We start from the raw sequence: 23637 nt of genomic DNA on the forward strand, positions 1-23637 counted from the left end.
TGTGAGCGAACGGGGGAGGGACATGGGCGACGAGTGGCTCGTCGACGAACAGATCGACGTCGACATCCAGCAGTTGAAGGATTTCGCGCTGGCCATCCAAAAGGAAATGGAGACCAACTTCCAGCCCAGCTTCGACAACGGGCTGCGCCCCATGCTCACGGTGCAGGCACCGTTCGGCGGCGGCGGAATGAAGGAAGCGGCGTTCTTTCGGGGTCGGCACGACGAGAGCCGGGTGGCCATCTCCGCACTGATGGGTGACGTGATGAAGGGGCTCACCGCCTTGAGCATGGCCGCCATGTCCATCTCGGCCGAGTACCTGACCGGTGATGCGTTGGCCCAGGCCACCAATGAGGACGTCTACAATGCTTTCTCTGCCGTCGACGGCCAGGAAACTCTCAGCGGCAAATGGCAGGAGGGTTCGGAGGATCCAGCGGCCGCGGTGCCGCAGGAAGCTCTGAACCCGGCGCCGATGGATCCCTACCACGGCCTGAACGCCTGCCCGACCGATGAGCAGCGCGAGGAAACGCCGACGTGGGCGCGGCAGGACGTCGTCGGTGAAGGCCCCGGCAGCTATGTGATCCCGGGTGACGACGAGCGTATGCACGGCCAAGATCTCCGACTGGACCAGTCGGATCTCCGGTGACGGTGTCACAGGCGAAGCCTGAGGAGCGGGGATGAGCGACGACTACTACGGCTGGCAGCCGGTCAGCTACCCGTACGCCCATGTGTCGGATGACTACGCGGCCGAGCGAGCCGCCCAGGCCACGCCGTACGAGCCGACGGCGTGGGACTCGGTGAACATCGAGCAGATGTGGGAGTACGTCCGCAAGGAGAGTGACGAGCGGACGACGGCGCTCGCGGACATGTGGCGGCGGGCGGCTAGCCTGTTGCAGACCACGCGGGACAACCTCAAACGCCATGCCGACGCCTTGGACGCCCGCTGGCAGTCGCCCGCCGCGCGGGTCTTCATGTCCCGTGTGGGTGCCACACTGCACTCGCTCGACGAGTGGAAGAGCGTGGCCAGCAACAACGCCATCGGCTTGGACCAGCTCGCCGGCAAGATCGAGACTTCTCAGCGGGAGATGAGGACGCTCTGGCAGGAGTACCAGGCCGAGCAGACCCGGCAAGGGGAGCGCCGCACCGCCGACAAGGGCTTCCAGCCATCCGACATGATCGACTGGATTCCGGGTGTCACCGGCAATGACGCCAAGTCGTACGAGGACGTGCAGAACGAGTACCACCAGCGCGCCAAGAACATCGCCAAGCCGCTGGCGGATCTCTACATCGACGTTTACATCTCGAACATCTCGCGGGGCGGGAAGTTCAAGGGCCCGACGGACGCGGTCATCAACAACCCGGGGATGCCGGGCGGCGGCCCGGCAGCGCCGGGAGCGCCACCGGCAGCACCCGGAACGCCCGGGCCGGCGCCGAATCGGCCGGACATGCCCAACCGACCCGATCTGCCAGCTCGGCCCGGTGGGCCAGACGCGCCGACCAATTCGGCGCCACCACCGCCACCCGACCTTCCGGAGGGCGTTGGTCTGGCCGGCGGCGCCGCTGCGCCGGTCGCGCCACCGCCGACCGCCCCGCCGGTGACCACCGCGCCCAACGCCCCTGTGGCCCCGGGCCCGGTAGTGCCGCCGGTGGCGCCACCCGGACCGCGACCGGGCAACCCCGGGCTGACCCCACCGAATTCAGCGCGACCGAACGCACCCCGGACCACCCTGCCGGGTGCGGGCGGTCCCGGCGCGCCCGGCAGCCGTGGGCCGGGGCCGAACCGGCCGACACTGCCCGGGGCGGGTGGGCCCGGCAGTGGATCCGGTGCGCCGCCTGCCGGCAAGCGGGGTGCCGCTCCAAACCGCCCGACCCTGCCCGGCAACACCGGCGGCGGCGCTCCCGGTGGTGGCCGAGGTCGGCCGGGTCTGGGCAGCCGACCAGGCGCTTCGGCCACCCCGCCACCGTCGAGTCCGCGCCTGCCCGGCTCCACCGCCCGTCCCAGCCAGCGCGGTGCCGCCCCGGGTCGACCTGCCGCACCCCCGCCGAGCCTCGGCGGACAGCGGGGTGCCGCTCCGGGCACGCCACCCAGGGCCGGTTCACCCCTCACCGGCAAGCCCACGGCCGGCAAGCCCACGACCGGCGGGGGCACCGTCGGTCCCCGCCCCGACCTGGGCGGACGGGCCGGCGCGGGTGCCGCCCGACCAGCACCGACCACCGGACCGGCTCCCTCGCTGGGCGGCCGGCGGGGCGGACCGACCGCCCCGGCTGCTGCGCGTAAGGGTGCGTCACGCGACGCAGACCAGGAGACCTGGGAGTACGGCGACGGCGACGACGAGCTCTGGGCTACCGAATCGTCAGCCGTCGGCGTCGTGGAGGCGCCGACGGAGCACCGGCCCCGGGAGCAGGGCAAGGCCCTGGGCCAGGGCTGACGTGGTACGGGTCGGTCACCCAGCTCAGGGTGGCCGACCCGTACCATGCAGTGACCGTCCAGCCTGGCCAACCCTGCATGGCCTGACAGAGGAAGGTAGACGGGCATGCGTGTCCTCGCCCGACCGGCTGCCGTCTTGACGATCGCCGCCGCGAGTGTCCTGGCGACCGTGGGGCTGCCTGCGGCGCCCGCCCTGGCCGATTCCACAAGAGACAAATCGTGGCACCTGAAGGCCCTGGAGATACCTGAGCTGCACAAAATCACCCAGGGTGACGGTGTCGTGGTGGCGGTGATCGACACCGGGGTGGACGCGAAGCACCAGGACCTCAAGAACAACGTCCTGCCCGGGGTCGACTTCTACGACGACAAGGCCAAGGGCCGGGTCGACCGAGTTGGTCACGGCACCGCCATCGCTTCGTTGATCGCCGGTCACGGGCACGGGCCGGGCAAGCGCGACGGCGTGCTCGGCATCGCCCCGAAGGCCAAGATCCTCCCGGTGACCATCAAGAGCGAGCGGAGCCCGCTGATCCAGCCGACCGCCATCGCCGCGGGGATCAACTGGGCGGTCGACCACGGGGCCGACATCATCAACGTCTCGCTGTCGAGCAGTTTCAACGACGAGCTGAACCGAGCCGTCGAACGGGCCTACCAGCGAAACGTGATCGTCGTTGCGTCCGTCGGAAATCGTAAGGACTCGATCATTGGTAACCCGGCCTCACACCAGAGCGCCATGGCTGTCAACGGTACCGCCCGCAACGGCACGATCAGCAAGGAAGCCTCCCTACCGGCTGAACAGGTCGACATCGCCGCGCCGGGCGAAGACATCGTCCACGCCATTCCCGGCAACAGCTACGACACCGGGCTCGGCAGCAGCCTCAGCACAGCCCTCGTCTCCGGCGCGCTGGCGTTGGTGAGGGCCGAATATCCGGACCTGAACGGCTACCAGATGTTCGAGCGCCTGCTGGAGACCACTCGTGATGAGGGCGAGCCGGGCCATGACCTGCACTACGGGTGGGGCGCCCTCGACATCCGGCAGGCGTTGACAGGCGAGCCGGACGGCCGGAACAAACGGCCCACCGCCGCTGCGCCGGGCGATGATGGTCTACAGCAGTGGGCCCACCCCCGCGAACGCGAGGACGGCATCCTGGTCTTCGTGTGGGCGGTGATCATCGCCGTGCTGCTGCTCATTGTCGGCGGGATCGGGGGCACCGTCATGCTGCTGCGGGGCCGCGCACGCCGACGGCTGGCGGAGTCGGCCGACGCGGAGCCGCTGGAGGAGATGTCAGCAGCTTCCGGAGGTGTCCCGCCGGTGGCAGAAGGCCCCCCGACACCGGCCGGCAACACCGGCCAACCCGCGAACAGCAACGACGAAGCGGTCTGGCAACGCCCGCCCGGCTGACCCGATTGCCCCGAGGAGGCATCCATGTCGTACGCCGCGCCAGCCGGCGAGTCTCCCCACCTCGGCCCGGCCCCCGGTGCACCTCCCGGCGGACCCGTGCCGACGCCACCGCGGCGACCCCTCGTCGTCATCATCGCTGTCCTGCTGATGGTGCCTTCGATCGTCATCTGGCTGATCGCCGGGGTCGCCTTCTTCCGGGCGATGCTGCGTACCGAGGGTGACGGGCTGGGCAAGCTCCTGGTGGTGATCATCGGCGCAGGCATACTCGGGATCGCGTTGCTGGTGGTGCTGTTCGCGTCACTCGGGATCCTGATGGCCTGGACCGGCGACAACGCGGCAGGACTGGCCGTGCCGGCCGGATTCACCTTCGGACTCTTCGTCGTCGTCATCGTGACACTGCTGGCGCAGGGCAAGCTCAGCTATCACCCGACGATGGTCACGCCGTTGGTCGTGGGCGGGCTCGCCGGTGTGTCGCTCGCCCTGATCAAGAGCCCGCCGGCGCGGGCCTGGTTCGCTGGCCGCGGTCCCGGAAACCGTCCGAAGGCCGCGCGGCCGTAGCGCGCCACCCACGGCTACCTCCGGCCAACGGCTGATCAGGCCGGAGACCAGCGGCGGCCGGTGGCGTCGAAGCGGGCGAGCAGCTCGTCGCGGCCATCCGCGTGCAGGCAGTGCAGCTCGGTTCCGTCCGATACCACGAGGGACTCCATCCGAGGTTGCCCCTGACCCCACTCCTCGGGCGTCGCATCACCGGGTGGCCAGCGCAGCACGGCCACCCACTCGTCCGACTCCTCGAACGGAGAGCCCTCACCGAGCAGCCCCAACCGTCGGTACAGCCGGATCGGAGTGTCCCGCCCCGGTCCGTGCCAGGCGTGCACGAGCCCGGCCGCCCGGTCGTACCCGTCCTCCAGATAGGACGTCAGGTAGCGGTGCGGGATGACCATTTGCAGCAGTAGCGGCGCGGCGGGATCAGGCCCGTCGTCGTCGGCGGACTCCGGTGCCGGACGGGGCACCGGTACCCCCACCGTGGACGGCTCGGCGTACCTGGCCGAGTCACGGCGCAACTGCTCCTGCTCTGCCGCCTCGTTGATCACCTGCCGGAGTTCGCCGAGCCAGTCGCGCAAGGTCAGCAGCGCCTCGCCGGGAAGTGCCGCCGCGAGCGGCGTCTCCGGGTTCAGCAGCAGTTGCCAGGAGAGATCCGGCCAGTGATCGGTGAGCTGAAGACTGCTGACCACCACCAGATCATGGTCGCCGAGCGCCTGTCGCAGGCGGGCTTCCGAGCTGAACACGGGCAGGCTGGCCCGACCCTGCTCGTCGGAGACGACCAACCACGGAAAGTCCGGGTCGGACAGGTCACGCGTCGCCGCACCCTCCGGGTCCACCGGCAGCACCAGCTCGGTCCGGAGCAGGGCGGACATCAGGGCGTTGGGGTCCTGCTCTCGGATCGCCTCGCGAAGTGGTCGCTCGGCCTCCACGACCGGCGCGGTCAGGGCCCGAAGGTCGTCGGCGGTCAGTCGGATGCCGATCGGCAAGCCGGCGTCGATCGCCAATACCCATTCGTCGTCGGGCCAGTCGACGGCGATGTCGGCCAGCCCCATCGCCAGGTAACTGACCGAACGTCCGGGCATCCCGGCGGCGATCGCCGCCGGTGAGGTGTACGCGAGCACGTGCGTGACGCCTTCGTGGTGGGCGGTCGGCCACGCCATCGTCGCCCGTCCGGCCGCCGCCTCGGGCGACACGGGCAGCAGCAGCGGACCGGCGACGAGTTCGGTGAGGAAGCCTTCCCGGTCGTCGGCCTCGGCGGCGGCCAGCAGCGCGCGTTCGGCGACGGTGGTCGGCTGCCAGCCGGTCACCAGGTGCCGTCCGCGCGTACCCGGGCGGGGCGACGACCGAGCACCAGCGTGGTGAGCGCCTCGTCGAGATCCGCGCCGAGGAACCAGTCTCCGGTGTGGTCCAGCACGAACACCCGGCCGTGCTCGTCGATGGCCAGGATGCCGGTGCCGTCGCCCTCCTCGCCGAGCGGGCTCAGCCGCGCACCGATCGCCTCGGCCAGTTCGGCGAGGGTCTCCGCCGAGTGCCGCACCAGGAACGGATCCAGGTGGAAGCTGCTCGGCGCGACCTGCTCACCGTCTTCCTGAGGACGTACCCGCAGCCCGCCGAACTCGGCGTACGCCTCGATCGCCCGGGCCGTCACGATGTGCTGGCGGCCGCTGGGCGTGGCATGGGCCGCGATTCGCAGCCCCCACTCACGGCCTCGGCTCTCGTCGGAGCGGCCGGGCTGCCAGCCGGCGGCGGCGAGGGTCTGCGCCACCGGGAGCGGAAAGCGTTCACTCATGTCAGCGCCTCCACACCGAACCAGTCCAGCAGTGCGGCGCAGGAGCGGCAGGGCGGCTGAACCTCGCCGTGGCGCGGGTCACCCTCCTCCCGCACCCGGGTCACCCGGACTTTCGCACCCCACAGCAAGGCACGGGACCGGGCGGCGTCGAGCGGTGGTCCTCCGGCCTCGGCGGCGTAGAGCCGATCGGAGATCAGCACTGCCTCGGCACACAGGCCGGCGTAACGCTCACGCTGTTCGGTGGGCAGCCCGTGCAGGAACCGTCGGACCACCGGATGCAGGTCGGAAACCAGATCGCCGCGTACCGAGGTGTGCGTGTGGACGGTGCCGTCGGTCAGCAACGCACCGGCCGCCAGCGGCAGCGCCCGTGGCTGCGCCATCCGTCCTCCCGAGGGTCGAAAGGGGATCACCGGCGAGGTCTCGCCCGCCCCGCACGCGAGCCTAGCCGTCGTCGTCCGTCCGGCGGGTGGGACGTGTGGATGCCACTGGCATCGAGGGGCTCACATCACGTAGACCGCCTGGGATATCGTCGGTCCAGCCCCTTTCTTCGCCGTCCAGAGCCGGAGCCATGACGCGCACCCTTCTCGTCTCCCCGGATCAACCCGGCGCCTACCCGTCCATCGGGGAGGCGCTGGCGGTGGCCAGTGACGACACGGTCGTCTCGGTCAGCCCCGGCACCTATCACGAGGCACTGTTCGTCAACGACCGCGGCGTCAGCGTGGTCGCCGCGCAGGGCCCGGGCACCGTCACCATCGACGCGTCCTCCGGGCAGTACCCGACGGTGTCCTGCAATTCCGGTCGGTTGGAGTTGCGCGACCTCATCCTCAAGGCCGGTGACGCGCCAGTCGTGGTGGCCGACGGTGCGCGGCTCACCATGACCGGATGCGAGCTGAGCGCCGGCTTCGGCGCGGCGATCCAGGTGGCCGGCCGTTCGGAGTTCACGCTGACCCGCTGCCGGGTGACCGGCGGGCGGTACGGCCTGGTGGTGGAGGACTCCGACGGCAGCGTCGAAGGGTGCGAGTTCACCGACCTCAGCGAGGACGGCATCATCGTGCGGATCGGAGCGGCCCCGACCATCCGCACCAGCACGGTGACCCGCTGCGGCAACCGTGGCATCTACATCTACCAGTACGGTCGGCCCACCATCGAGACCTGCGACATCTCCCAGACCGGGCAGGCCGGCGTGGCGGTCGTCCACCAGAGCGCTCCGGTGCTGCGTCGTTGCCGTATCCGCGACACCCGTGGTCCGGCGGTCTCCTTCGCCAGGGGATGCCGCGGCAGCGTCGAGGAGTGCACCACGGAGAACACCGGCCTGCCGGCGATCGAGATCGCCGACGGAGCCGACCCGACCGTGGTCGAGGGCACGGGGAACCGGAAGGCCGCCTTCGGGGCCGACGCCGCCCGCGCCACCACCGGTCAGGACGACGCCCGGGTGGAGAAGCTGCTGGGCGAGTTGGCAGCGATGGTCGGCCTGGAATCGGTGAAGGAGGAGGTCCGCGCCCTCATCGACGAGATCCAGGTCAACGAGTGGCGGCGCAACGCGGGGCTGCCCGTCGGCGCGGTCAGCCATCACCTGATCTTCGCGGGTGCTCCCGGCACCGGTAAGACCACGGTGGCCCGCATCTACGGTGACCTGCTGGCGGCGCTGGGCGCACTGCCCGGCGGCGCCTTCCGTGAGGTCTCCCGGCGCGACCTGGTCGGCCAGTACATCGGCCACACCGCCGAGAAGACCGCTGCGGCGTTCGAGCTGGCGCGCGGCGGCGTGCTCTTCATCGATGAGGCGTACACCCTCTCCCGGTCGTCGGGCACCGGCGGCGACTTCGGGCAGGAGGCCATCGACACGCTGGTCAAGCTGATGGAGGATCACCGCGACGAGATCGCGGTGATCGCGGCCGGTTACACCGGTGAGATGCTGCAGTTCCTTGATGCCAACCCGGGTCTTGCCTCCCGCTTCGCCAAGACGGTGGAGTTCGGCAACTACTCCCCGGAGCAGTTGGTCGTCATCGTGGAGCGGATGGCCGGTGGCGACGAGTACCTGCTCGACGATGGCGTCTCCGAGGTGCTCCGCGAGCACTTCGGCACCATCGAGCGGGACCAGAATTTCGGCAATGCCCGGGAGGCACGCAAACTTTTCGAGGGTGTCCGCAAGGCGCAGGCGCAGCGGCTGCGGCAGTCCGGCCAACGCCCGAGCCTCGACGAGTTGCGGACCGTGACCGTGGCCGACGTGCGCGCCGCGATCGGGCGATGACGATGCCCCGTCGGTCAGGGAGGGACGTGCGGTGACGCATCCGGGTGCGGCACAGCCGGGCACGCCGGGTTGGCAGCATCACCCGGGGGCGGCGGCACCGCCGCCACAGCAGCGTCCGGCACAGCCTGAGCAGCCGGTCGCAGCACCGGCCCCGACGCTCGGCGGCACCGGGCCCGGCCACAACTGGGCGGCCCAGCGCGGGCAGGGACGGGCCACCGTCGGCACCGCGTACACCAGCCAGGCCGCCGCTGCGGCGTCGGCCGCCGTTTCCGCGCCGGCCCGGGCACCGGAGAGCCGGGTCGTGCCGCAGGCCGTGGCCGCCCCGGCGCGACAGCCCGTCGCCGAGGTCGCGGCCGGGGACACCGCGGCTGCTCCGGCGGTACGCCCACACCGGCGGCAGCCTCGCGTCGGTGGAATCCACGTGGCCCAGCTCGTGGCCTGGCAGGCCGGTGCGGCGGCGGTGCTCGCCGCCACCCCGCACGGCATGCCGCTGACCATCGTCGTCGCTACCGCCACGGTGCTGGTGCTCTCCCCCACGGTGGTGCGTCACCGCGGCCGTTGGCTGCACCAGTGGCTGGCGGTGTGGTGGGCGTACCGGGGACGAAGTCGAAAGCTGAGTGGCGTCGGGTCCGACGGCCCCTGGCAACTGCTCAGCCAACTGGAAAACACCGTTGAGCTGGATCAGGTCGAGATCGACGACCAGCCCGCCGTGCTGTTGACTCATCGGGGCGGGCTCAGCGCTGTGCTGGAGGTCGATCCGACCGAGGGGGCGCTGCTCGTGGGCGCGCCACAGGCCCTGCCGTCGCCGGTGGCGTTGCTGCCGGCGACCGATCCGAAGATGCCCGTCGTGACGGTGCAGGTGTTGATCCAGGTGACTCCGGCGCCGCGTGCCCGTGCGGCGGCGGTCGACCGGGCGTACCGCGAACTGACGAACGGAAGCGTTCCGGCCAGCCGGCAGGCGTGGCTGGTGCTGCATGCGCCGCGTACCCCCGATTTTCACGCCGACCGCGACCTGCGGCCGGCGCTCACCTCGGCGATCCGGCGGACCCGACGCCAGTTGCGGCAGGAACGGGCCACGGCCCGGCTGCTCAATCGCGACGAGGTGCTCGCCGCAGTCGCGCAACTGACCCACCTCACCGACGGCGCGGTGGGCACGGAGCAGCCGTTGGCCCGGGAAGGCTGGCGGAACTGGTCGGTCCAGGGCGTCCCGCAGAGCTGTTACCGACTGCTCGACTGGCCCAGTCGGTCATGGGAGCTGGACCCGCTGCTGCGCGGGTTGCCCGCCGCATCCGGCGTGGTCTCCATCTCGGTGGCTCGCGACAGTGGTCGGCCGGGTGACGACGACGCCGTGGTGGAGGTGGCGTTCCGGCTCATCGGCGCCGACCCGACCGCCCTGGCCGCCGCCGATCGCGCACTCGACCAGGCGATTCGTGAGCACGGTGGTCGGTTACAGAGGCTTGACGGCGAACACGCCCACGGTGTGGCCGCCACCCTGCCGTTGGGAGGTTTCCTGCGATGAACAGCGTCGCCTTTCCCGGCAGTCGGATGGGGTTGCACGTCGCAGACGGGGCGGCCGTGGCCGATCTACGGCTGGTCGCCGGTGGCGGCGGGCTGGTGGTCGGCCGCAACCGGCAGCAGGAGCCGGTGGGTTTGCGGGTGTTTCGCGCCGAGCCGACCCGACTGATGCTGACCGGCGGGGTACGCGCGGCCGAACTGCTCGCCTTCCGGTCACTGGCGCTCGGTGCCCGGTTGTTCATCCAGACCGCGCGGGAGCAGGAGTGGGACGCCTTCCTGCGACGCTGCGTCATCGGGCGGGAGATCGCCTCGTTCCTGCCGCCCGGGGTGGCTCCGCCGGTGCCGGCCACACCGACCGAACCGCAGCTCGTGGTGATCGACACTGGCCCGGTGACGGGGCCGGACACCAGCCTCAGCGCACCCTGGCGGGCCACCCTGGTGGTCCGCGACGACCTCGCCGGCTGGGACGTCGAGGTCCTGGTACGCAGCGACATCGTGGTCCTCCAGCGGCTCACCGAGGCCGAGGCGGTCACCGTCGCGAACGCCCTCGGTCTGGCCAGCGTGCAGAGTTGGTTCACCCAGTTGCACCCGGAGATGGTCGGCCTGATCACCAAGGGCAAGGTGCAGTGGGTGATGCTCAGCATGACCGGCACCGAACGTCAGTTGATCGGCCCGGTCGCCCGGGGCGGCTGACCGCGTTCTGGCCATTGGGTCGTGCCCGGTCAGGCCGCCATCGACCGAGGCGGGACGGCCGAGGTCACGGTCTTTGCCGCATTGGTACACCCGGTGTCTCCCACCTGGACACCGGTGCCGCTTATCCTCCGACGGTCTACTCCTTCGGAGGCCGCTTACATGCAGCGCACAAGAAGTACCCGACTACTTACAATCCCGGGCGTACTGGTCACCGCCACCACGCTCATCCTCTCCAGCGGCACCACCGCATTCGCCGACCCGGTGCCCACGACGCCGTTCATCAGTGAGATCCACTACGACAACGTCGGCGCGGACACCGGCGAGGCGATCGAGGTCGAGGCGCCGGTCGGCTACGACCTGACCGGCTGGCAGATCGTCCTCTACAACGGCGCCAACGGCGCGGCGTACGGCACCAGGACGTTGAGCGGCGTGGTGCCGGCGGCGGGTGTCGTCGTCGAGACGTACCCGACGGACGGCATCCAGAACGGGTCGCCCGACGGTGTCGCGCTCGTCGCGCCCGACGGTGACGTCGCCGAATTCCTGACCTACGAAGGCACCTTCACCGCGGTCGGTGGGCCGGCGAACGGCCGGACCGGTGTCGACATCGGGGTGCAGGAGACGTCGTCGACCCCGGTGGGCCACTCCCTCCAGAAGGTCGAGGGCAGCTGGCAGGCAGCGGCCCCGAACACCTTCGGGGTACGCAACGCCACCCCGGGTCCGGGTCCGGACCCGACCGGCTGCACCGTCACCGTCGACCACACCATCGCCGAGGTGCAGGGCAGCGGTACCGCCACACCGGTTGCCGGCAGCCGGGTGACCGTGGAGGGCATCGTCACCGCCGACCACCGCACCGGTGGCTACAACGGGGTGTACGTGCAGACGGCGGGCAGCGGTGGGGAGCGCCCGGTCGCCGCCGGAACCGCCTCGGACGGCATCTTCGTCTACCTCACCACCAACGCCGCGAACCACCCGTCGGTCGCGATCGGTGACCGGGTACGGGTCAGCGGAACAGCGAACGAGTTCAACGGTCTCACCCAGCTGACCATCGCGGCCCGCAGCGATGTCCAGGTGTGTGCGCAGGGTGCACCGCTGCCGACGCCGGTCCCGGTCGAACTGCCGCTGGACGAGGCCGCCCGCGAGTCGGTCGAGTCGATGCTGGTGGCGCCGGTCGGCGCGTACACCGTCTCCGAGGTGTACAACACCAACCGGTACGGCGAGGTGGTGCTCGCGGCCGGTGACCAGCCGGCCCGGACGCCCACCGACGTGGCCCGTCCCGGCTCGGACACCGCGCAGGCGCTGGCTGCCGAGAACAAGCTGCGTCGCCTGCTCGTGGATGACGGCCGGACGACGAACCTGGCCACCGCCGGGCTGCTGCCGCCGTACGTCTCGCCGACCAGCCCGCTGCGGGTGGGCGACTCGGTGGAGACGTTCGGCCCGTCGGTGCTGTCGTACGGCTTCAACGAGTGGCGTCTGCAGCCGACCCGCCCGGTCGACGCGGACACTTCCCCGACCGACCGGACCGCGTTCAAGGCCACCAACCCGCGTACCGCCGCTCCGGTCAACGTCGGCGGCGACCTGCGGGTGGCCAGCTTCAACGTGCTGAACTACTTCGTCCACTTCGGTGGCGACGCCCGGGGTGCCGCCGACGAGGCGGCGCTCGTCAAGCAGGAAGCGAAGATCGTTTCGGCGATCAGTGCGCTGAACGCCGACGTGGTGGCGCTGGAGGAGATCGAGAACTCGGTCCGGTTCAACACCGCGGATCCCCAGCAGGCGCTCAAGCGCCTGGTGGCCGCCCTGAACAGCGAGGACGGCGCGGGCACCTGGGACTACGTCCGCACCCCGGCCGACCTGCCCGGCGCGGCCGAGCAGGACGTCATCACCACGGCGATCATCTTCAAGCCGGCCAAGGCGCAGCCGAAGGGCCCGTCGCGGTCGGTGAACGACGAGACGGTGTGGTTCAACGCCCGCGAACCGATCGCGCAGACGTTCACCGCCGGCTCGGTGGACTTCATCGTGGTGGCCAACCATTTCAAGTCCAAGAGCGGTGCCGGCTCCGGTGACAACGCCGACGCCGGTGACGGCCAGGGCGGTTGGAACGGCGACCGGGTCCGACAGGCCACCGCGCTGGCCGCCTTCGTGGATCAGGTGAAGGCGGACAGTGGGACCGACAACGTACTGCTGCTGGGTGACTTCAACGCGTACACCCACGAGGACCCGATGCAGGTCCTCTACGGCAAGCAGTACCGCAACCTCAACGACACCGGGAAGGCCAGCTACGTCTTCAACGGTGAGTCCGGTTCGCTGGATCACGCGCTCGCCTCGCCGTCGCTGGCGGCGCGGGTCACCGGGGTCGACGTCTGGCAGATCAACGCCGTCGAGTCGTACGCCTTCCAGTACGACGGCCTGGCCGCCTTCTTCGCGCCCGACCCCTACCGGGCCAGCGACCACAACCCGCTGGTGGTGGGCATCAACACCGGGACCGGCACCGGCCCGGTGAACCTCCAGTTGCTCAGCATCAACGACTTCCACGGCCGGCTGGAGTCACCGGCCACCGTGGGCGGTCAGCCGGTCGGCGGGGCTGCCCAGCTCGCCGGGCTGGTGGGTCAGCTGCGGGCGGAGAACCCGAACACCGCGTTCGTGTCCGCCGGTGACAACATCGGTGCCTCCACCTTCATCTCGGCGATCGACGACGACAACCCGACGATCGACGCGTTGAACCAGGCCGGCCTGCTCGTCTCGGCGGTGGGCAACCACGAGTTCGACAAGGGCATGGCGGACCTGACCGGTCGGGTGACCGACCGGGCCGACTTCCCGCACCTGGGCGCCAACGTGTACCGGGGTGACACCCGGGCGCTGCCGGCGTACGCGGTGAACACCATCGGCGGTGTCCGCGTCGGTTTCATCGGCGTGGTCACCGAGCAGACCGCCTCGCTGGTCAGCCCGGACGGCATCGCCGGCATCACCTTCCGCGACCCGGTCGCCGAGGCCAACCGGGTCGCCGGACAGCTCAAGGACGGCAACCCGGACAACGGCGAGGCCGACGTGGTGGTGCTGCTCGCACACGAGGGAGCGGCGACCGAGAACATCGACTCCCCCGAGGCGTTGGCGAACGACCCGGTCTTCGGCGAGTTCACCCGGGTGGATGCCACCGTCGACGTCATCTTCAGCGGGCACACCCACCAGCCGTACGCCTTCGAGGTGCCGGTGCCCGGCACCGACAAGCTGCGACCGATCGTCCAGGCCGAGGACTACGGCAAGCGCCTGGGCAAGGTCACGCTGACCTTCGACCCGGAGGCGGGAGTGGTGACCTCCGCCGACGCGTCCCTGGTCGATGTCGTGGGTGCGCCGCAGGACCCGGCGGTGGCGGAGATCGTGGCCGCCGCGAAGGTCCGGGCCCAGGAGTTGGGCCAGCGGAAGCTCGGCGAGATCACCGCCGACATCCGGCGGGCCTACACCGACGGCAACGAGGATCGGGGCAAGGAGTCGACGCTGGGCAACTTCATCGCCGACGTGCAGCTCGCCGGCACCCGTGACGCCGGTCGGGGCGGGGCGCAGATCGCGTTCATGAACCCGGGCGGTCTACGGGCCGACCTGCTGTACGGAGACGACGGCACGGTGACCTACGCCGAGGCCTTCGCCGTCCAGCCGTTCGCCAACGACGTGGTCACCAAGACCTACACCGGTGCCGAGATCAAGCAGGTCTTGGAGCAGCAGTGGCAGCCGGCGGGTGCGTCCCGCCCGGTGCTGTGGCTCGGTGTGTCGGAGGGCTTCAGCTACACCTACGATCCCCAGGCCGCCCAGGGTTCACGGATCACCTCGATGAAGCTGAATGGCACGCCGATCGATCCGGCGGGCAGCTACCGGGTCACGGTGAACTCGTTCCTCGCCGCCGGCGGGGACAACTTCACCACTCTCGGCGGCGGCACGAACCCGGTGACCACCGGCGACAACGATCTCACCATGCTGGTGAGCTACCTCGCCGCCAACTCGCCGGTGAGCGCGGACACCGAGCCGCGCTCGTCGGTCGGGCAGGGCGGGCCGGAATGCACCACCACGATCACCGGCAAGCACTCCAAGCCGCTGATCGTGACCACCGGCCTGACCTGCGTGGAGAACGCGACGATCGCGGGCGCGGTGTCGATCGCCGCGGGTGCCTCGCTGCGGGTCACCGGCGGCACCATCAACGGCCCGGTGTCGGCCACCCGGCCGGCGCTGTTCGAGCTGTCGGGCACGAAGGTCTCCGGTCCGGTCACGGTGGCGGGCGCCACCGGCGACCTGAAGATCAGCAAGGCCCGGATCAGCGGGCCGTTGTCGCTGGTGGCCAACCTCGGTGGGGTACGGCTCGACGAGGCCACCGTCAGTGGCCCGGTGAGCGTGACGGGCAACTCCGGCAGCCAGCCGGTGGTCGTCGCGGCGAACACCATCAGCGGGCCGTTGGCCTGCTCGGGCAACACCCCGGCCCCGGTCAACGAGGGTCGGGCGAACACGGTGCGTGGTCCGGCCTCGGGTCAGTGCGCCCGGCTGTGACCGGTAGGTGACAACGCCGGTCCGCGGTTGGAGCAGTCCGACCGCGGGCCGGCCACCGGCACCCGATCGGGACGGCATTTGTGCACCCCGGCTGGGTACACCACGGTGGAGACCACCTATCGAGGAGCGCGGCATGGCGGTGCAGGTGTCGGTCATCACGACGTCGTCCCTCGGCGACCGCAGCTACCTGGTCGACGACGGTCGGGTCGCGGTCGTGGTGGATCCGCAGCGGGACATCGACCGGGTGCTGTACCTCGCCGGTGCCGCCGGCGTGCGGATCACCCACGTGGTCGAGACACACCTGCACAACGACTACGTCTCCGGCGGACTCGACCTGGCCCGGCTGACCGGGGCCCGTTACCTGATGGCCGCCGACGACGAGGTTGGCTTCGACCGGGTACCGGTCAGCGACGGCGACGTGATCGAGGTGTCGGAGGCGCTGCGGCTGCGGGCCGTGGCCACGCCAGGTCACACTTTCCACCACCTGTCGTACGTGGTCGACGAGGCCAGCGACGACGGTTGGAACCCGGTGGGCGCCTGCACCGGAGGATCGCTGCTCTTCGGCACCACCGGCCGCACCGACCTGCTCGGTGCGGAGCACACGCACGAGTTGGCCCGCCGTCAGCGCACGTCGGCGAGACGGCTCGCCGACCTGCTGCCCGACGGGGCACAGGTGTGGCCGACCCACGGCTTCGGCAGCTTCTGCTCGGCCAGCCAAGCCGACGCCCCAGACTCGACGATCGGTCGGGAGAAGCAGGTCAATCCGGTGTTCCGGCTGGCCGGGACCGAGTTCGTCACCGAAACCCTGGCCGGTCTGGACGCCTACCCGGCGTACTACGCGCACGCGGGGGCCACCAACATCGCCGGCCCGGTACCGGTGGATCTCACCCCGGTCACGCGTGCCGACGCCGCGCAGCTGCGCGACCGTATCGCCGCCGGGGAGTGGGTGGTCGACCTGCGACACCGCAAGGCGTACGCCGTCTCGCACCTGGCCGGCACGGTCAGTCTCGGCCTCGACGGCCCGATGTCGACCTGGCTCGGTTGGCTGGTCGACTGGGGCACCCCGGTCACGCTGCTGGCCGAGACCCCCGAGCAGATCGCCGACGCCCAACGTGAGCTGGTCCGGATCGGCATCGACCGCCCCGCCGCCCAGGCGACCGGCACGGCCCGACAGTGGGCCGACCACCCCTCCGCGCTGCGGGAGCTGCTCGTCGCTGACTTCCCGGCGCTGGCCGCCGCGCAGGCCGGGAGGCCACCGGCCGGGCTGCCCGCCCCGCAGGCCATCCTCGACGTACGGCTGGGCAACGAGTGGCGGGACGGTCACGTCGATGGTGCCGTGCACGTGCCGCTGCCTGAGCTGCCCCGCCGGATGACCGACGTGCCGGCCGGCGTTGTCTGGGTGCACTGCGCGTCCGGCTACCGGGCCACCCTCGCCGCGTCCCTGCTGGCCAACGCCGGCCGCCACGTGGTGCTCATCAACGACCTCTTCGAGCACGCCGAGCCTGCCGGCGTACGGCTGAACCGGATCCCCTGACCGTTCGCCGAGGCCGCCGATTTTTCCGTCATTCGGGAGGACGTCCATTTCCGACAGGAGCCGACCGGCCTCACCCGGCCACGGTGGATCCCGGCGCGGAGGCTGGCTAACCGCGTCGCGCCCGCTCCAGCAGCGCTCGCCGCTCAGCCGCGCCGTGCACCCGGTCCGCCGCCGCACGGAACAACGCCGCTGCCCGCTCCCGGTCGCCCTGGCGGGCGACGAGGTCCGCCTCCACCGCCAGGGTCAACGGATAGCCGTCGAGCCCGCCACCGGCACGCGCCTCGGCGAGCAGGGCCAGTCCGGCCGCCGGCCCGTACGCGTACCCGTAGGCGACGGCCCGGTTCAGCGCGACCACCGGGGTGGGCTGCACCTGGGCGAGATGGTCGTAGCAGTCGACGATCCGTCGCCAGTCGGTCACCTCGGCGCTGGAGGCGGTGGCGTGACACGCCGCGATCCGCGCCTGCCAAGCGTACGGGCCGGGTTGCGTCAGCCCGGCGAGCAGGCGGTCGGCCTCGACGATCGCCGCATGGTCCCAGCGGGTCCGGTCCTGGCGATCGAGCGGGATCAGGTTGCCGTCGAGGTCCCGGCGGGCGGCGCGGCGGGAGTGCTGCAACAGGCACAACGCCAGCAACGCCCTCGCCTCCTGTTGCTCGGGCATGAGCCGCACCAGCAGCCGGGCCAACCGGATCGCCTCCTCGGCGAAGGCCGGTTCCCCGTCCGCGTCGTACCCCTGGGTGAACAGCAGATAGAGCACGCCCAGCACCCCGGGCAGCCGCTCGGTCAGCGCCCGGCCGCGCGGCACCCGGTAGGGAATTCCCGCGTCGGCGATCTTCGCCTTGGCCCGGGTCAACCGCCGGGTCATGGTCGACTCGCTGACCAGGAACGCCCGGGCGATGTCGGCGGTCGGCACCGCGCAGATCGTGCGGAGGGTCAGCGCGATCCGCGCCTGTGGTGCGAGCGCCGGATGGCAGCAGGTGAAGATCAGCCGCAGCCGGTCGTCCACCACCTCCTCGTCCGGTACCGGTTCCGCGGTGGCGGCGGTGAGCGCCAGCACCGCCACGTCACGCAGCTTGCGCCGTTCGACCGACGCCCGCCGCAGCACGTCGAGCAGCCGGTTACGCGCCACCGCCATCAGCCAGCCTGCGGGGTTGGTCGGTACCCCGTCGACCGGCCACCGGTCCAGTGCCCGGGCCAGGGCCTCCTGCGTGCAGTCCTCGGCCAGCGTCCAGTCACCGGTGATCCGGATCAGCGCTGCCACGATCCGCGGGTACGCCTCAACGGCGGTGGCCGCGACAGCTTGCGCCGCCGCGGCCCGACCGGCCGCCGTACCACCGTTGTCGGCTCGCCGCTTCGCCGTCGCTCCATCAGCGTCGGTCGTCATTCGCGGCAGCGCGATCTCGGCGGCCGGATCCGTCACTGCTCGAAGTCGGCGAACGGGCGAAGCTCGATCCGCCCGGCCCAGGCCATCGGATGCGCTCGGGCGACCTCGATAGCCTCGTCCAGATCGGTGCACTCCAACAGGTCGAAGCCGACGATCATCTCCTTGACCTCGGCAAACGGCCCGTCGGAGACCAGCAGTTGGCCGTTGCGGACCCGTACCGTGGTGGCGGCCGACGCCGGTGCCAGTTGGGCGCCCTGGAGACGCCGCCCGGCTGCGTCGTTCTCCGCCACCCACACCTCGACATCGGGGTGGTTGCTCGGCTCCGGGTCCGGCTCCGGATCGGTGCAGACCAGCATCATGTACTTCACGTCAGTGTCCTTCCGTTGATCGTGGAACCGGCGGTTCCACCGACATGACGAATGGCGAACCGGGCGTCCGGACGACCGAAGGGTTTCATCTTTCGCACCGGTCTGCGGTGGGGCGACCCCGTGCGCGCCGGACGGCACCGGGGCGGGAGTGCAGCGTCCGTCGTTCGTCGACCAGGTCAGCCCTGACGACTCTTCCACTGCGGGTTGACCCGGTTCAGCACGACCACTCGGCCCCGTCGGCGCACCACCGTCGAACCCGGCTTCCGCTTCAGCGACCGGAGAGAACTGCGTACCTTCATGTCCGTTTCTCCTCGGCTCGGGTCTCACGTCGTACGCAGGAGAGAACACCAATCCACGAAGTGGGATTCCCGTGACCAGGGGTTACGGCGGCCGGGAGGGGGCGAAGCGCGCACCCCTTCCACAAAAATTGACATCAGTGGATATCATGCAGTCGCGGTTGGGAGCCGCCGAGCCGTCGCCGGCAGCGCAGTCACCTGCCTGCCACCTTGGGATCGCCATATCGATCGACGCATTCCTCCTGGGACTGGGCATCCCGGGGAGGGACACCGGCGTCGGCGGATCAACTGGAGCATCAATGAAACTCGCACGAACGGCACGTCGCCTGGGACTCGGCGCAGCCGCCGTCCTCGCCGCGGCCTTCACCATGGTCGTGGTCAACCAGCCTGGCTCAGCCTCGGCGCACGGGTCGGTGACGAACCCACCGTCCCGCAACTACGGCTGCTGGGAGCGCTGGGGCGGTGATCACCTCAACCCCGCCATGGCCCAGAGCGACCCGATGTGCTGGCAGGCATTCCAGGCCAACCCGAACACCATGTGGAACTGGAACGGCCTGTTCCGCGAGAACGTCGGCGGCAACCACCAGGCCGTCATCCCGGACGGGCAGCTGTGCAGCGGCGGCCGTACCCAGGGCGGGCTGTACGCCTCGCTCGACACAGTCGGCGCCTGGACCGCCAAGCCGATGCCCAACAACTTCACCCTGACGCTGACCGACGGTGCCCGCCACGGTGCCGACTACATGCTCATCTACATCACCAAGCAGGGCTTCGACCCGACCACGCAGCCCCTCACCTGGAACAGCCTGGACCTGGTGCTCCGCACCGGCAGCTACCCCACCACCGGAATCTACGAGGCTCAGGTCAATGCGGGCAACCGCACCGGGCGGCACGTCGTCTACACGATCTGGCAGGCGTCGCACCTCGACCAGCCGTACTACATCTGCAGTGACGTGACCTTCGGTGGGGGCAGCAACCCGCCGCCCACCACCCCGCCGCCCACGAACCCGCCGCCCACCACGCCCCCGCCCAGCACGCCCCCGCCCAGCACGCCGCCGCCGGCTGGTAACGGTGCCTGCACCGCCACCTACCGCAAGACCAACGAGTGGCCCGGTGGCTTCGGTGGCGAGGTCACCGTCCGCGCCGGCAACACCGCCATCTCCGGTTGGACGGTGAGCTGGACCTGGCCCAACGGTCAGACCATCACCAACTCCTGGAACGCGTCGATCACCTCGAACGGGTCCTCGGTCACCGCTTCGAACGTCGGCCACAACGGTTCCCTGAGCGCCAACGGCAGCGCCACCTTCGGCTTCAACGGTTCCTGGAACGGAACCAACGGCGCACCGACCCTTTCCTGTACCTCCCGGTAAGAGTCTTCTCGCAGGGGGTGGCGCCGCACCGGCGTCACCCCCTGCACCCTGTCCGCCGGAGCGGATCCGTCGGACGAGGGACCTGTCGCATTCCCTTCCGCAATCCGCCCTCACCGGGAACATCAGCCACGTACCGTCGAGGCAGGTCGGAAGTCCCGCAACGTCCCCTCGCCGCACCGCCCTGGCTGCAACTCCTTGAGAACACGCTGATCGAGGCGGTCCGGGCCACGGCGCCGCAGCTGCTCACTCGACGACGATCTGGTCGGCAACCACGCCACATTTTGGAGTGGCAACGATGGCCACCAGTCGTAGGAGCAGCCGGTCGAACACCACGGCGACAGACATGGGGATGAGGCATGACATCGGAACGTGATGTGCGGCATCAGCGGTGAGGCGAGGTTCGACGGCACCCGGCCCGACGCCGACGCGGTGACCCGGATGACCGAAGCGATGCGATCCCGGGGCCCGGACGGCGAGGGCATGTTCAGCGATCGCTGGGTGACCCTCGGGCACCGTCGGTTGACCGTGATCGACCTGTCCGACGCGGGCGGCCAGCCCATGGTGCGTGAGGATCTCGGGCTCGCTCTGGTCTTCAACGGTTGCGTGTACAACTACCCGGAACTGCGCGAAGAACTACGCGACGCGGGCCACACCTTCCACTCGACCAGTGACACCGAGGTGATCCTGGTGGCGTACGCGGAGTGGGGTGAGGACTTCGTCGACCATCTGGTCGGCATGTTCGCCGTGGGCCTGGTCGACCGCGCCCGTCGTCGGCTCGTACTGGCCCGGGACCGACTCGGCATCAAGCCCTTGTACCTCGCCGAGACGCCGGGCCGGCTACGGTTCGCCTCGACGCTTCCGGCGCTGCTCAAGGCGGGCGACGTGGACACCAGCGTCGACCCGGTGGCGCTGCATCACTACCTGTCATGGCACTCGATCGTGCCCGCGCCCCGCACCATCCTGCGGGGTGTCCAGAAGCTGCCGCCAGCGACCGTGCGGGTCATCGAGGCTGACGGGCACAGCCGCGAGCGCGTGTACTGGCGACCCGGCTACGTCCGGGATCCCGCCCACGCCGGGTGGGACGACCGGGACTGGCGAGCCGCGATCGGCGACGCCCTGCGCACCGCCGTACGACGACGGCTCGTCGCCGACGTACCGGTCGGTGTGCTGCTCTCCGGCGGCCTCGACTCCAGTCTCATCGTGGCACTGCTCGCCGAGGCCGGGCAGCAGCACCTCCGCACCTTCAGCATCGGCTTCGACAGTCGGCACGGCGAGGCCGGCGACGAGTTCCACTACTCGGATCTGGTCGCCCGTACGTACGACACCGACCACGTTCGTATCCAACTCGCCAACGACGACCTGGTACCAGCCGTAAGCCGGACGATCGAGGCCATGACCGAGCCGATGGGCAGCCACGATGTGGTCGCCTTTCATCTGCTCTCCGAGCAGGTGGCGGCGCATGTCAAGGTGGCGCAGTCCGGGCAGGGCGCCGACGAGGTGTTCGCCGGATACGGCTACCACCAGCCCCTGACCCAGGTGCCCCGAGCCGACGCGGCGCAGACCTTCGCCGCCGCCTTCTTCGACCGGGACCACGCCGAGTTGCCCCGGGTGATCGATCCGGCGTACCTCGTCGATGTCGACGCCAGCCGGGATCTCATCGTCGCGGAGTTGAACGCCCCGGGAGCCGACACCGCTCTCGACGCGGTGCTACGCCTGGACACCCACCTGATGCTGCCCGACGACCCGGTCAAGAGGGTGGACAGCATGAGCATGGCGTGGGGGCTGGAGGTCCGTACTCCGTTCCTCGACCAGGATCTGGTCGCCCTCGCCGCGGCCTGCCCGCCGCAGCACAAGGTCGCCCAGGGTGGCAAGGGCGTGCTGAAGGAGGTCGGCCGCGAGGTGCTGCCCGCCGAGGTGATCGACCGGCCGAAGGGCTACTTTCCGGTTCCCGCGCTGCGCAACGTCGACGGCCCGGTCCGTGACCTCGTCGTGGCGGCGCTGCGCGCGCCGGCCGCGCGGAAGCGGGGACTGTTCCAGCAGGCGTACGTCGACACGCTGCTCGCCGACCCCGAACAGGCGCAGGCCGCCGCGGGCAGCAACAAGTTGTGGCAGCTCGGCCTGCTCGAACTCTGGCTGCAGACCCACGACATCCGCTGAGGGGTGCTCGAAGTCGGTTCAGCCGGCGGTGGTCTCGGCGGCGAGGTGGTCGAGAACCGCGCGTACGTCGCCATCGGTGCGGGCGATGACCCGCCGCTGCCGGGCCGCACCGGTGCCGTCCCGGCGCAGCCGGGCCAACTGCTTCAGCACGTACGACAGGTCCCCGTGTCGGACCAGCGCGGGCGCCACCGTGGTGAACAACTCCTCCACGAGGTCCCACGCCGGACGGGCACCGCCGCCGCGCAGGTCGATCAGCCGGCCGTCCAGCCCTTCGTGAGCGGCTCGCCAGTGTGCCGCCGCGAGCAGACAGTTACGCAGCCGGGGTGCCGGTACGCCGGCACGCACCTGGTCGACCATGGTGGCGACCAGGGCTCGTACCAGGGCCGCGACCAGCACCGTGTCGTCCACCCCGGGGCAGACGTCTCCCACTCTGATCTCCACGGTGGGATAGCTGGCCGACGGCCGGGCGTACCAGTAGACCATCGCCGCGTCGAGCATGATTCCCGCGTCGACCAGTTCCGCCACCGTCGCGTCGTACTCGGCGGCGGAGGCGAAGTACGGAGTGGGCCCGATGCTCGGCCAACGCTCCAGTTGCATGGAGCGCCAGCTGGCGTGGCCAGTGTCCGCGCCGTCGTGCAGCGGCGAGTTGACGGTGAGCGCCTGCACCACCGGCAGCCACGGTCGCAGCTGGTTGCAGACCTGCACCGCCAGCTCCCGATCCGGTAGACCGACGTGCACGTGGCAGCCGCACACGGCTGGGTCGTGTGCGACCGGGCCAAACCGACGGGACATGGCGTGGTAGCGAGGTCTGTCCGGAACTGTCCGGTGCGACTCGTGCACCGGTGTGGCGCCCACCGCGACAAGCTGTGCTCCCGCCGACCGCGCTGCCTCCGCAGCCGCACGCCGCAAAGTGACCAGGTGTGACCGGAGATCGGCCAGGTCGGCACAGACGGGCGTGACCATCTCCACCATGCTGTGCCGAAACTCCTGTCTGCTCTGCTTTCGGGCCTTGCCGTGCAGGGCAGCCAGGACCCGGTCGGCGACCGGCAGGCTCTCTCCCGTTTCCGGGTCCAGCAGCAGGAACTCCTCCTCCACGCCGATTGTCAGGCGTGCCGACGCATCCACGGCACTCACGGGCGGTGCGGTGGACGGATGGTTCGTCATCGTCGGCATCCCTCCTGCCGGCGACGGTCACCGCCGCCACTCTGGGCGGGACTTCCCCACGGTGGCCGCGGCAAACGGCACCCACCGACTGATCGGGCGGGCTCGGTGTGTACCGAGCCCGCCCGTTCCGACTCCATCCGATCGATCGCGGGGCGTGCCAGCGCTCACCTGTCGGCGAGCGTCCTCATCCGCGAACGTCGGGCGTTTCCGAGCCGGATCTGTGTGATGTCG

18 protein-coding genes are annotated in these 23637 nt (G+C 70.5%); 11 read left to right on the forward strand and 7 right to left on the reverse strand.

Annotated elements, in window-relative coordinates:
- Positions 1–22: 22 nt before the first annotated feature.
- From Vlu01_RS26745 to Vlu01_RS26760, 4 genes are all read left to right on the forward strand, one after another.
- Positions 23–643: a hypothetical protein gene (locus Vlu01_RS26745; protein WP_204004753.1), complete on the forward strand. Its 621-nt coding sequence runs from the start codon at positions 23–25 to the stop codon at positions 641–643.
- A 31-nt stretch (positions 644–674) separates the two neighbouring features.
- Positions 675–2426 (forward strand): hypothetical protein, encoded by a 1752-nt coding sequence (locus Vlu01_RS26750; protein ID WP_204004755.1) that lies wholly within the window; start codon positions 675–677, stop codon positions 2424–2426.
- 105 nt (positions 2427–2531) lie between these two features.
- Positions 2532–3824, forward strand: coding sequence for a type VII secretion-associated serine protease mycosin (gene mycP, locus Vlu01_RS26755; protein WP_204004758.1), 1293 nt, complete (start codon positions 2532–2534; stop codon positions 3822–3824).
- A gap of 147 nt (positions 3825–3971) precedes the next feature.
- Positions 3972–4382 (forward strand): hypothetical protein, encoded by a 411-nt coding sequence (locus tag Vlu01_RS26760; protein WP_204004761.1) that lies wholly within the window; start codon positions 3972–3974, stop codon positions 4380–4382.
- Between the two features lie 35 nt (positions 4383–4417).
- Here Vlu01_RS26760 and Vlu01_RS26765 read toward each other — a convergent pair whose 3' ends face one another.
- Genes Vlu01_RS26765 through Vlu01_RS26775 form a run of 3 tightly spaced genes read right to left on the reverse strand, consistent with a single transcriptional unit; the run spans position 4418 to position 6536 of the window.
- On the reverse strand, positions 4418–5677 hold the full coding sequence (locus tag Vlu01_RS26765; protein ID WP_204004792.1) for an SseB family protein: 1260 nt from the start codon (positions 5675–5677) through the stop codon (positions 4418–4420).
- Positions 5671–6156 (reverse strand): SUKH-3 domain-containing protein, encoded by a 486-nt coding sequence (locus Vlu01_RS26770; RefSeq protein ID WP_204004763.1) that lies wholly within the window; start codon positions 6154–6156, stop codon positions 5671–5673. The genes Vlu01_RS26765 and Vlu01_RS26770 overlap by 7 nt, the downstream gene beginning before the upstream one ends.
- Positions 6153–6536, reverse strand: a complete 384-nt coding sequence (locus tag Vlu01_RS26775) for a YwqJ-related putative deaminase (protein ID WP_204004765.1) — start codon at positions 6534–6536, stop codon at positions 6153–6155. The genes Vlu01_RS26770 and Vlu01_RS26775 overlap by 4 nt, the downstream gene beginning before the upstream one ends.
- A gap of 188 nt (positions 6537–6724) precedes the next feature.
- Here Vlu01_RS26775 and Vlu01_RS26780 point away from each other — a divergent pair, with 188 nt between their 5' ends.
- The 5 genes from Vlu01_RS26780 to Vlu01_RS26800 all read left to right on the forward strand — a co-directional run bounded on the left by Vlu01_RS26780 (position 6725) and on the right by Vlu01_RS26800 (position 16673).
- Positions 6725–8404, forward strand: a complete 1680-nt coding sequence (locus Vlu01_RS26780) for a right-handed parallel beta-helix repeat-containing protein (protein WP_204004767.1) — start codon at positions 6725–6727, stop codon at positions 8402–8404.
- A 31-nt stretch (positions 8405–8435) separates the two neighbouring features.
- The gene (gene eccE, locus Vlu01_RS26785; RefSeq protein WP_204004769.1) at positions 8436–9923 is read left to right on the forward strand and encodes a type VII secretion protein EccE; all 1488 of its coding nucleotides are present in this window, start codon (positions 8436–8438) and stop codon (positions 9921–9923) included.
- A complete protein-coding gene (locus Vlu01_RS26790; RefSeq protein WP_204004771.1) occupies positions 9920–10612 on the forward strand; it encodes a hypothetical protein in 693 nt (230 codons plus the stop codon). The genes eccE and Vlu01_RS26790 overlap by 4 nt, the downstream gene beginning before the upstream one ends.
- A gap of 159 nt (positions 10613–10771) precedes the next feature.
- Complete coding sequence (locus Vlu01_RS26795; protein ID WP_239096149.1) at positions 10772–15139, forward strand: ExeM/NucH family extracellular endonuclease; 4368 nt, start codon at positions 10772–10774, stop codon at positions 15137–15139.
- A 133-nt stretch (positions 15140–15272) separates the two neighbouring features.
- Positions 15273–16673 (forward strand): MBL fold metallo-hydrolase, encoded by a 1401-nt coding sequence (locus tag Vlu01_RS26800; protein WP_204004773.1) that lies wholly within the window; start codon positions 15273–15275, stop codon positions 16671–16673.
- Positions 16674–16779: 106 nt separating this feature from the next.
- Here Vlu01_RS26800 and Vlu01_RS26805 read toward each other — a convergent pair whose 3' ends face one another.
- From Vlu01_RS26805 to Vlu01_RS26815, 3 genes are all read right to left on the reverse strand, one after another.
- Entirely contained in the window at positions 16780–18090 is a 1311-nt protein-coding gene (locus tag Vlu01_RS26805) for an RNA polymerase sigma factor (RefSeq protein ID WP_239096150.1), read from the reverse strand.
- Positions 18087–18422 (reverse strand): YciI family protein, encoded by a 336-nt coding sequence (locus tag Vlu01_RS26810; RefSeq protein ID WP_204004776.1) that lies wholly within the window; start codon positions 18420–18422, stop codon positions 18087–18089. The genes Vlu01_RS26805 and Vlu01_RS26810 overlap by 4 nt, the downstream gene beginning before the upstream one ends.
- Positions 18423–18598: 176 nt before the next feature.
- Positions 18599–18721, reverse strand: coding sequence for a 50S ribosomal protein L36 (locus Vlu01_RS26815; protein ID WP_204004778.1), 123 nt, complete (start codon positions 18719–18721; stop codon positions 18599–18601).
- 296 nt (positions 18722–19017) lie between these two features.
- Here Vlu01_RS26815 and Vlu01_RS26820 point away from each other — a divergent pair, with 296 nt between their 5' ends.
- A complete protein-coding gene (locus Vlu01_RS26820; RefSeq protein ID WP_204004780.1) occupies positions 19018–20085 on the forward strand; it encodes a lytic polysaccharide monooxygenase auxiliary activity family 9 protein in 1068 nt (355 codons plus the stop codon).
- Between the two features lie 372 nt (positions 20086–20457).
- Positions 20458–22242: an N-acetylglutaminylglutamine amidotransferase gene (locus Vlu01_RS26825; RefSeq protein ID WP_204004783.1), complete on the forward strand. Its 1785-nt coding sequence runs from the start codon at positions 20458–20460 to the stop codon at positions 22240–22242.
- 18 nt (positions 22243–22260) lie between these two features.
- On the opposite strand, the gene Vlu01_RS26830 is transcribed toward Vlu01_RS26825, so the two are convergent.
- On the reverse strand, positions 22261–23406 hold the full coding sequence (locus tag Vlu01_RS26830) for a carboxylate-amine ligase (protein ID WP_204004786.1): 1146 nt from the start codon (positions 23404–23406) through the stop codon (positions 22261–22263).
- Positions 23407–23637 lie beyond the last annotated feature (231 nt).

Source organism: Micromonospora lutea (assembly GCF_016863535.1).
Taxonomy (GTDB): domain Bacteria; phylum Actinomycetota; class Actinomycetes; order Mycobacteriales; family Micromonosporaceae; genus Micromonospora; species Micromonospora lutea.

What these genes read in the sequence shown, in the direction of transcription:
- Vlu01_RS26830 (WP_204004786.1), bottom strand. Translation starts at nt 23,406, where the DNA reads ATGACGAACCATCCGTCCACCGCACCGCCCGTGAGTGCCGTGGATGCG.
- mycP (WP_204004758.1), top strand. Translation starts at nt 2,532, where the DNA reads ATGCGTGTCCTCGCCCGACCGGCTGCCGTCTTGACGATCGCCGCCGCG.
- Vlu01_RS26815 (WP_204004778.1), bottom strand. Translation starts at nt 18,721, where the DNA reads ATGAAGGTACGCAGTTCTCTCCGGTCGCTGAAGCGGAAGCCGGGTTCG.
- Vlu01_RS26745 (WP_204004753.1), top strand. Translation starts at nt 23, where the DNA reads ATGGGCGACGAGTGGCTCGTCGACGAACAGATCGACGTCGACATCCAG.
- Vlu01_RS26770 (WP_204004763.1), bottom strand. Translation starts at nt 6,156, where the DNA reads ATGAGTGAACGCTTTCCGCTCCCGGTGGCGCAGACCCTCGCCGCCGCC.
- Vlu01_RS26780 (WP_204004767.1), top strand. Translation starts at nt 6,725, where the DNA reads ATGACGCGCACCCTTCTCGTCTCCCCGGATCAACCCGGCGCCTACCCG.
- Vlu01_RS26825 (WP_204004783.1), top strand. Translation starts at nt 20,458, where the DNA reads ATGTGCGGCATCAGCGGTGAGGCGAGGTTCGACGGCACCCGGCCCGAC.
- Vlu01_RS26775 (WP_204004765.1), bottom strand. Translation starts at nt 6,536, where the DNA reads ATGGCGCAGCCACGGGCGCTGCCGCTGGCGGCCGGTGCGTTGCTGACC.
- Vlu01_RS26795 (WP_239096149.1), top strand. Translation starts at nt 10,772, where the DNA reads ATGCAGCGCACAAGAAGTACCCGACTACTTACAATCCCGGGCGTACTG.
- Vlu01_RS26820 (WP_204004780.1), top strand. Translation starts at nt 19,018, where the DNA reads ATGAAACTCGCACGAACGGCACGTCGCCTGGGACTCGGCGCAGCCGCC.
- Vlu01_RS26790 (WP_204004771.1), top strand. Translation starts at nt 9,920, where the DNA reads ATGAACAGCGTCGCCTTTCCCGGCAGTCGGATGGGGTTGCACGTCGCA.
- Vlu01_RS26750 (WP_204004755.1), top strand. Translation starts at nt 675, where the DNA reads ATGAGCGACGACTACTACGGCTGGCAGCCGGTCAGCTACCCGTACGCC.
- Vlu01_RS26800 (WP_204004773.1), top strand. Translation starts at nt 15,273, where the DNA reads ATGGCGGTGCAGGTGTCGGTCATCACGACGTCGTCCCTCGGCGACCGC.
- Vlu01_RS26760 (WP_204004761.1), top strand. Translation starts at nt 3,972, where the DNA reads ATGGTGCCTTCGATCGTCATCTGGCTGATCGCCGGGGTCGCCTTCTTC.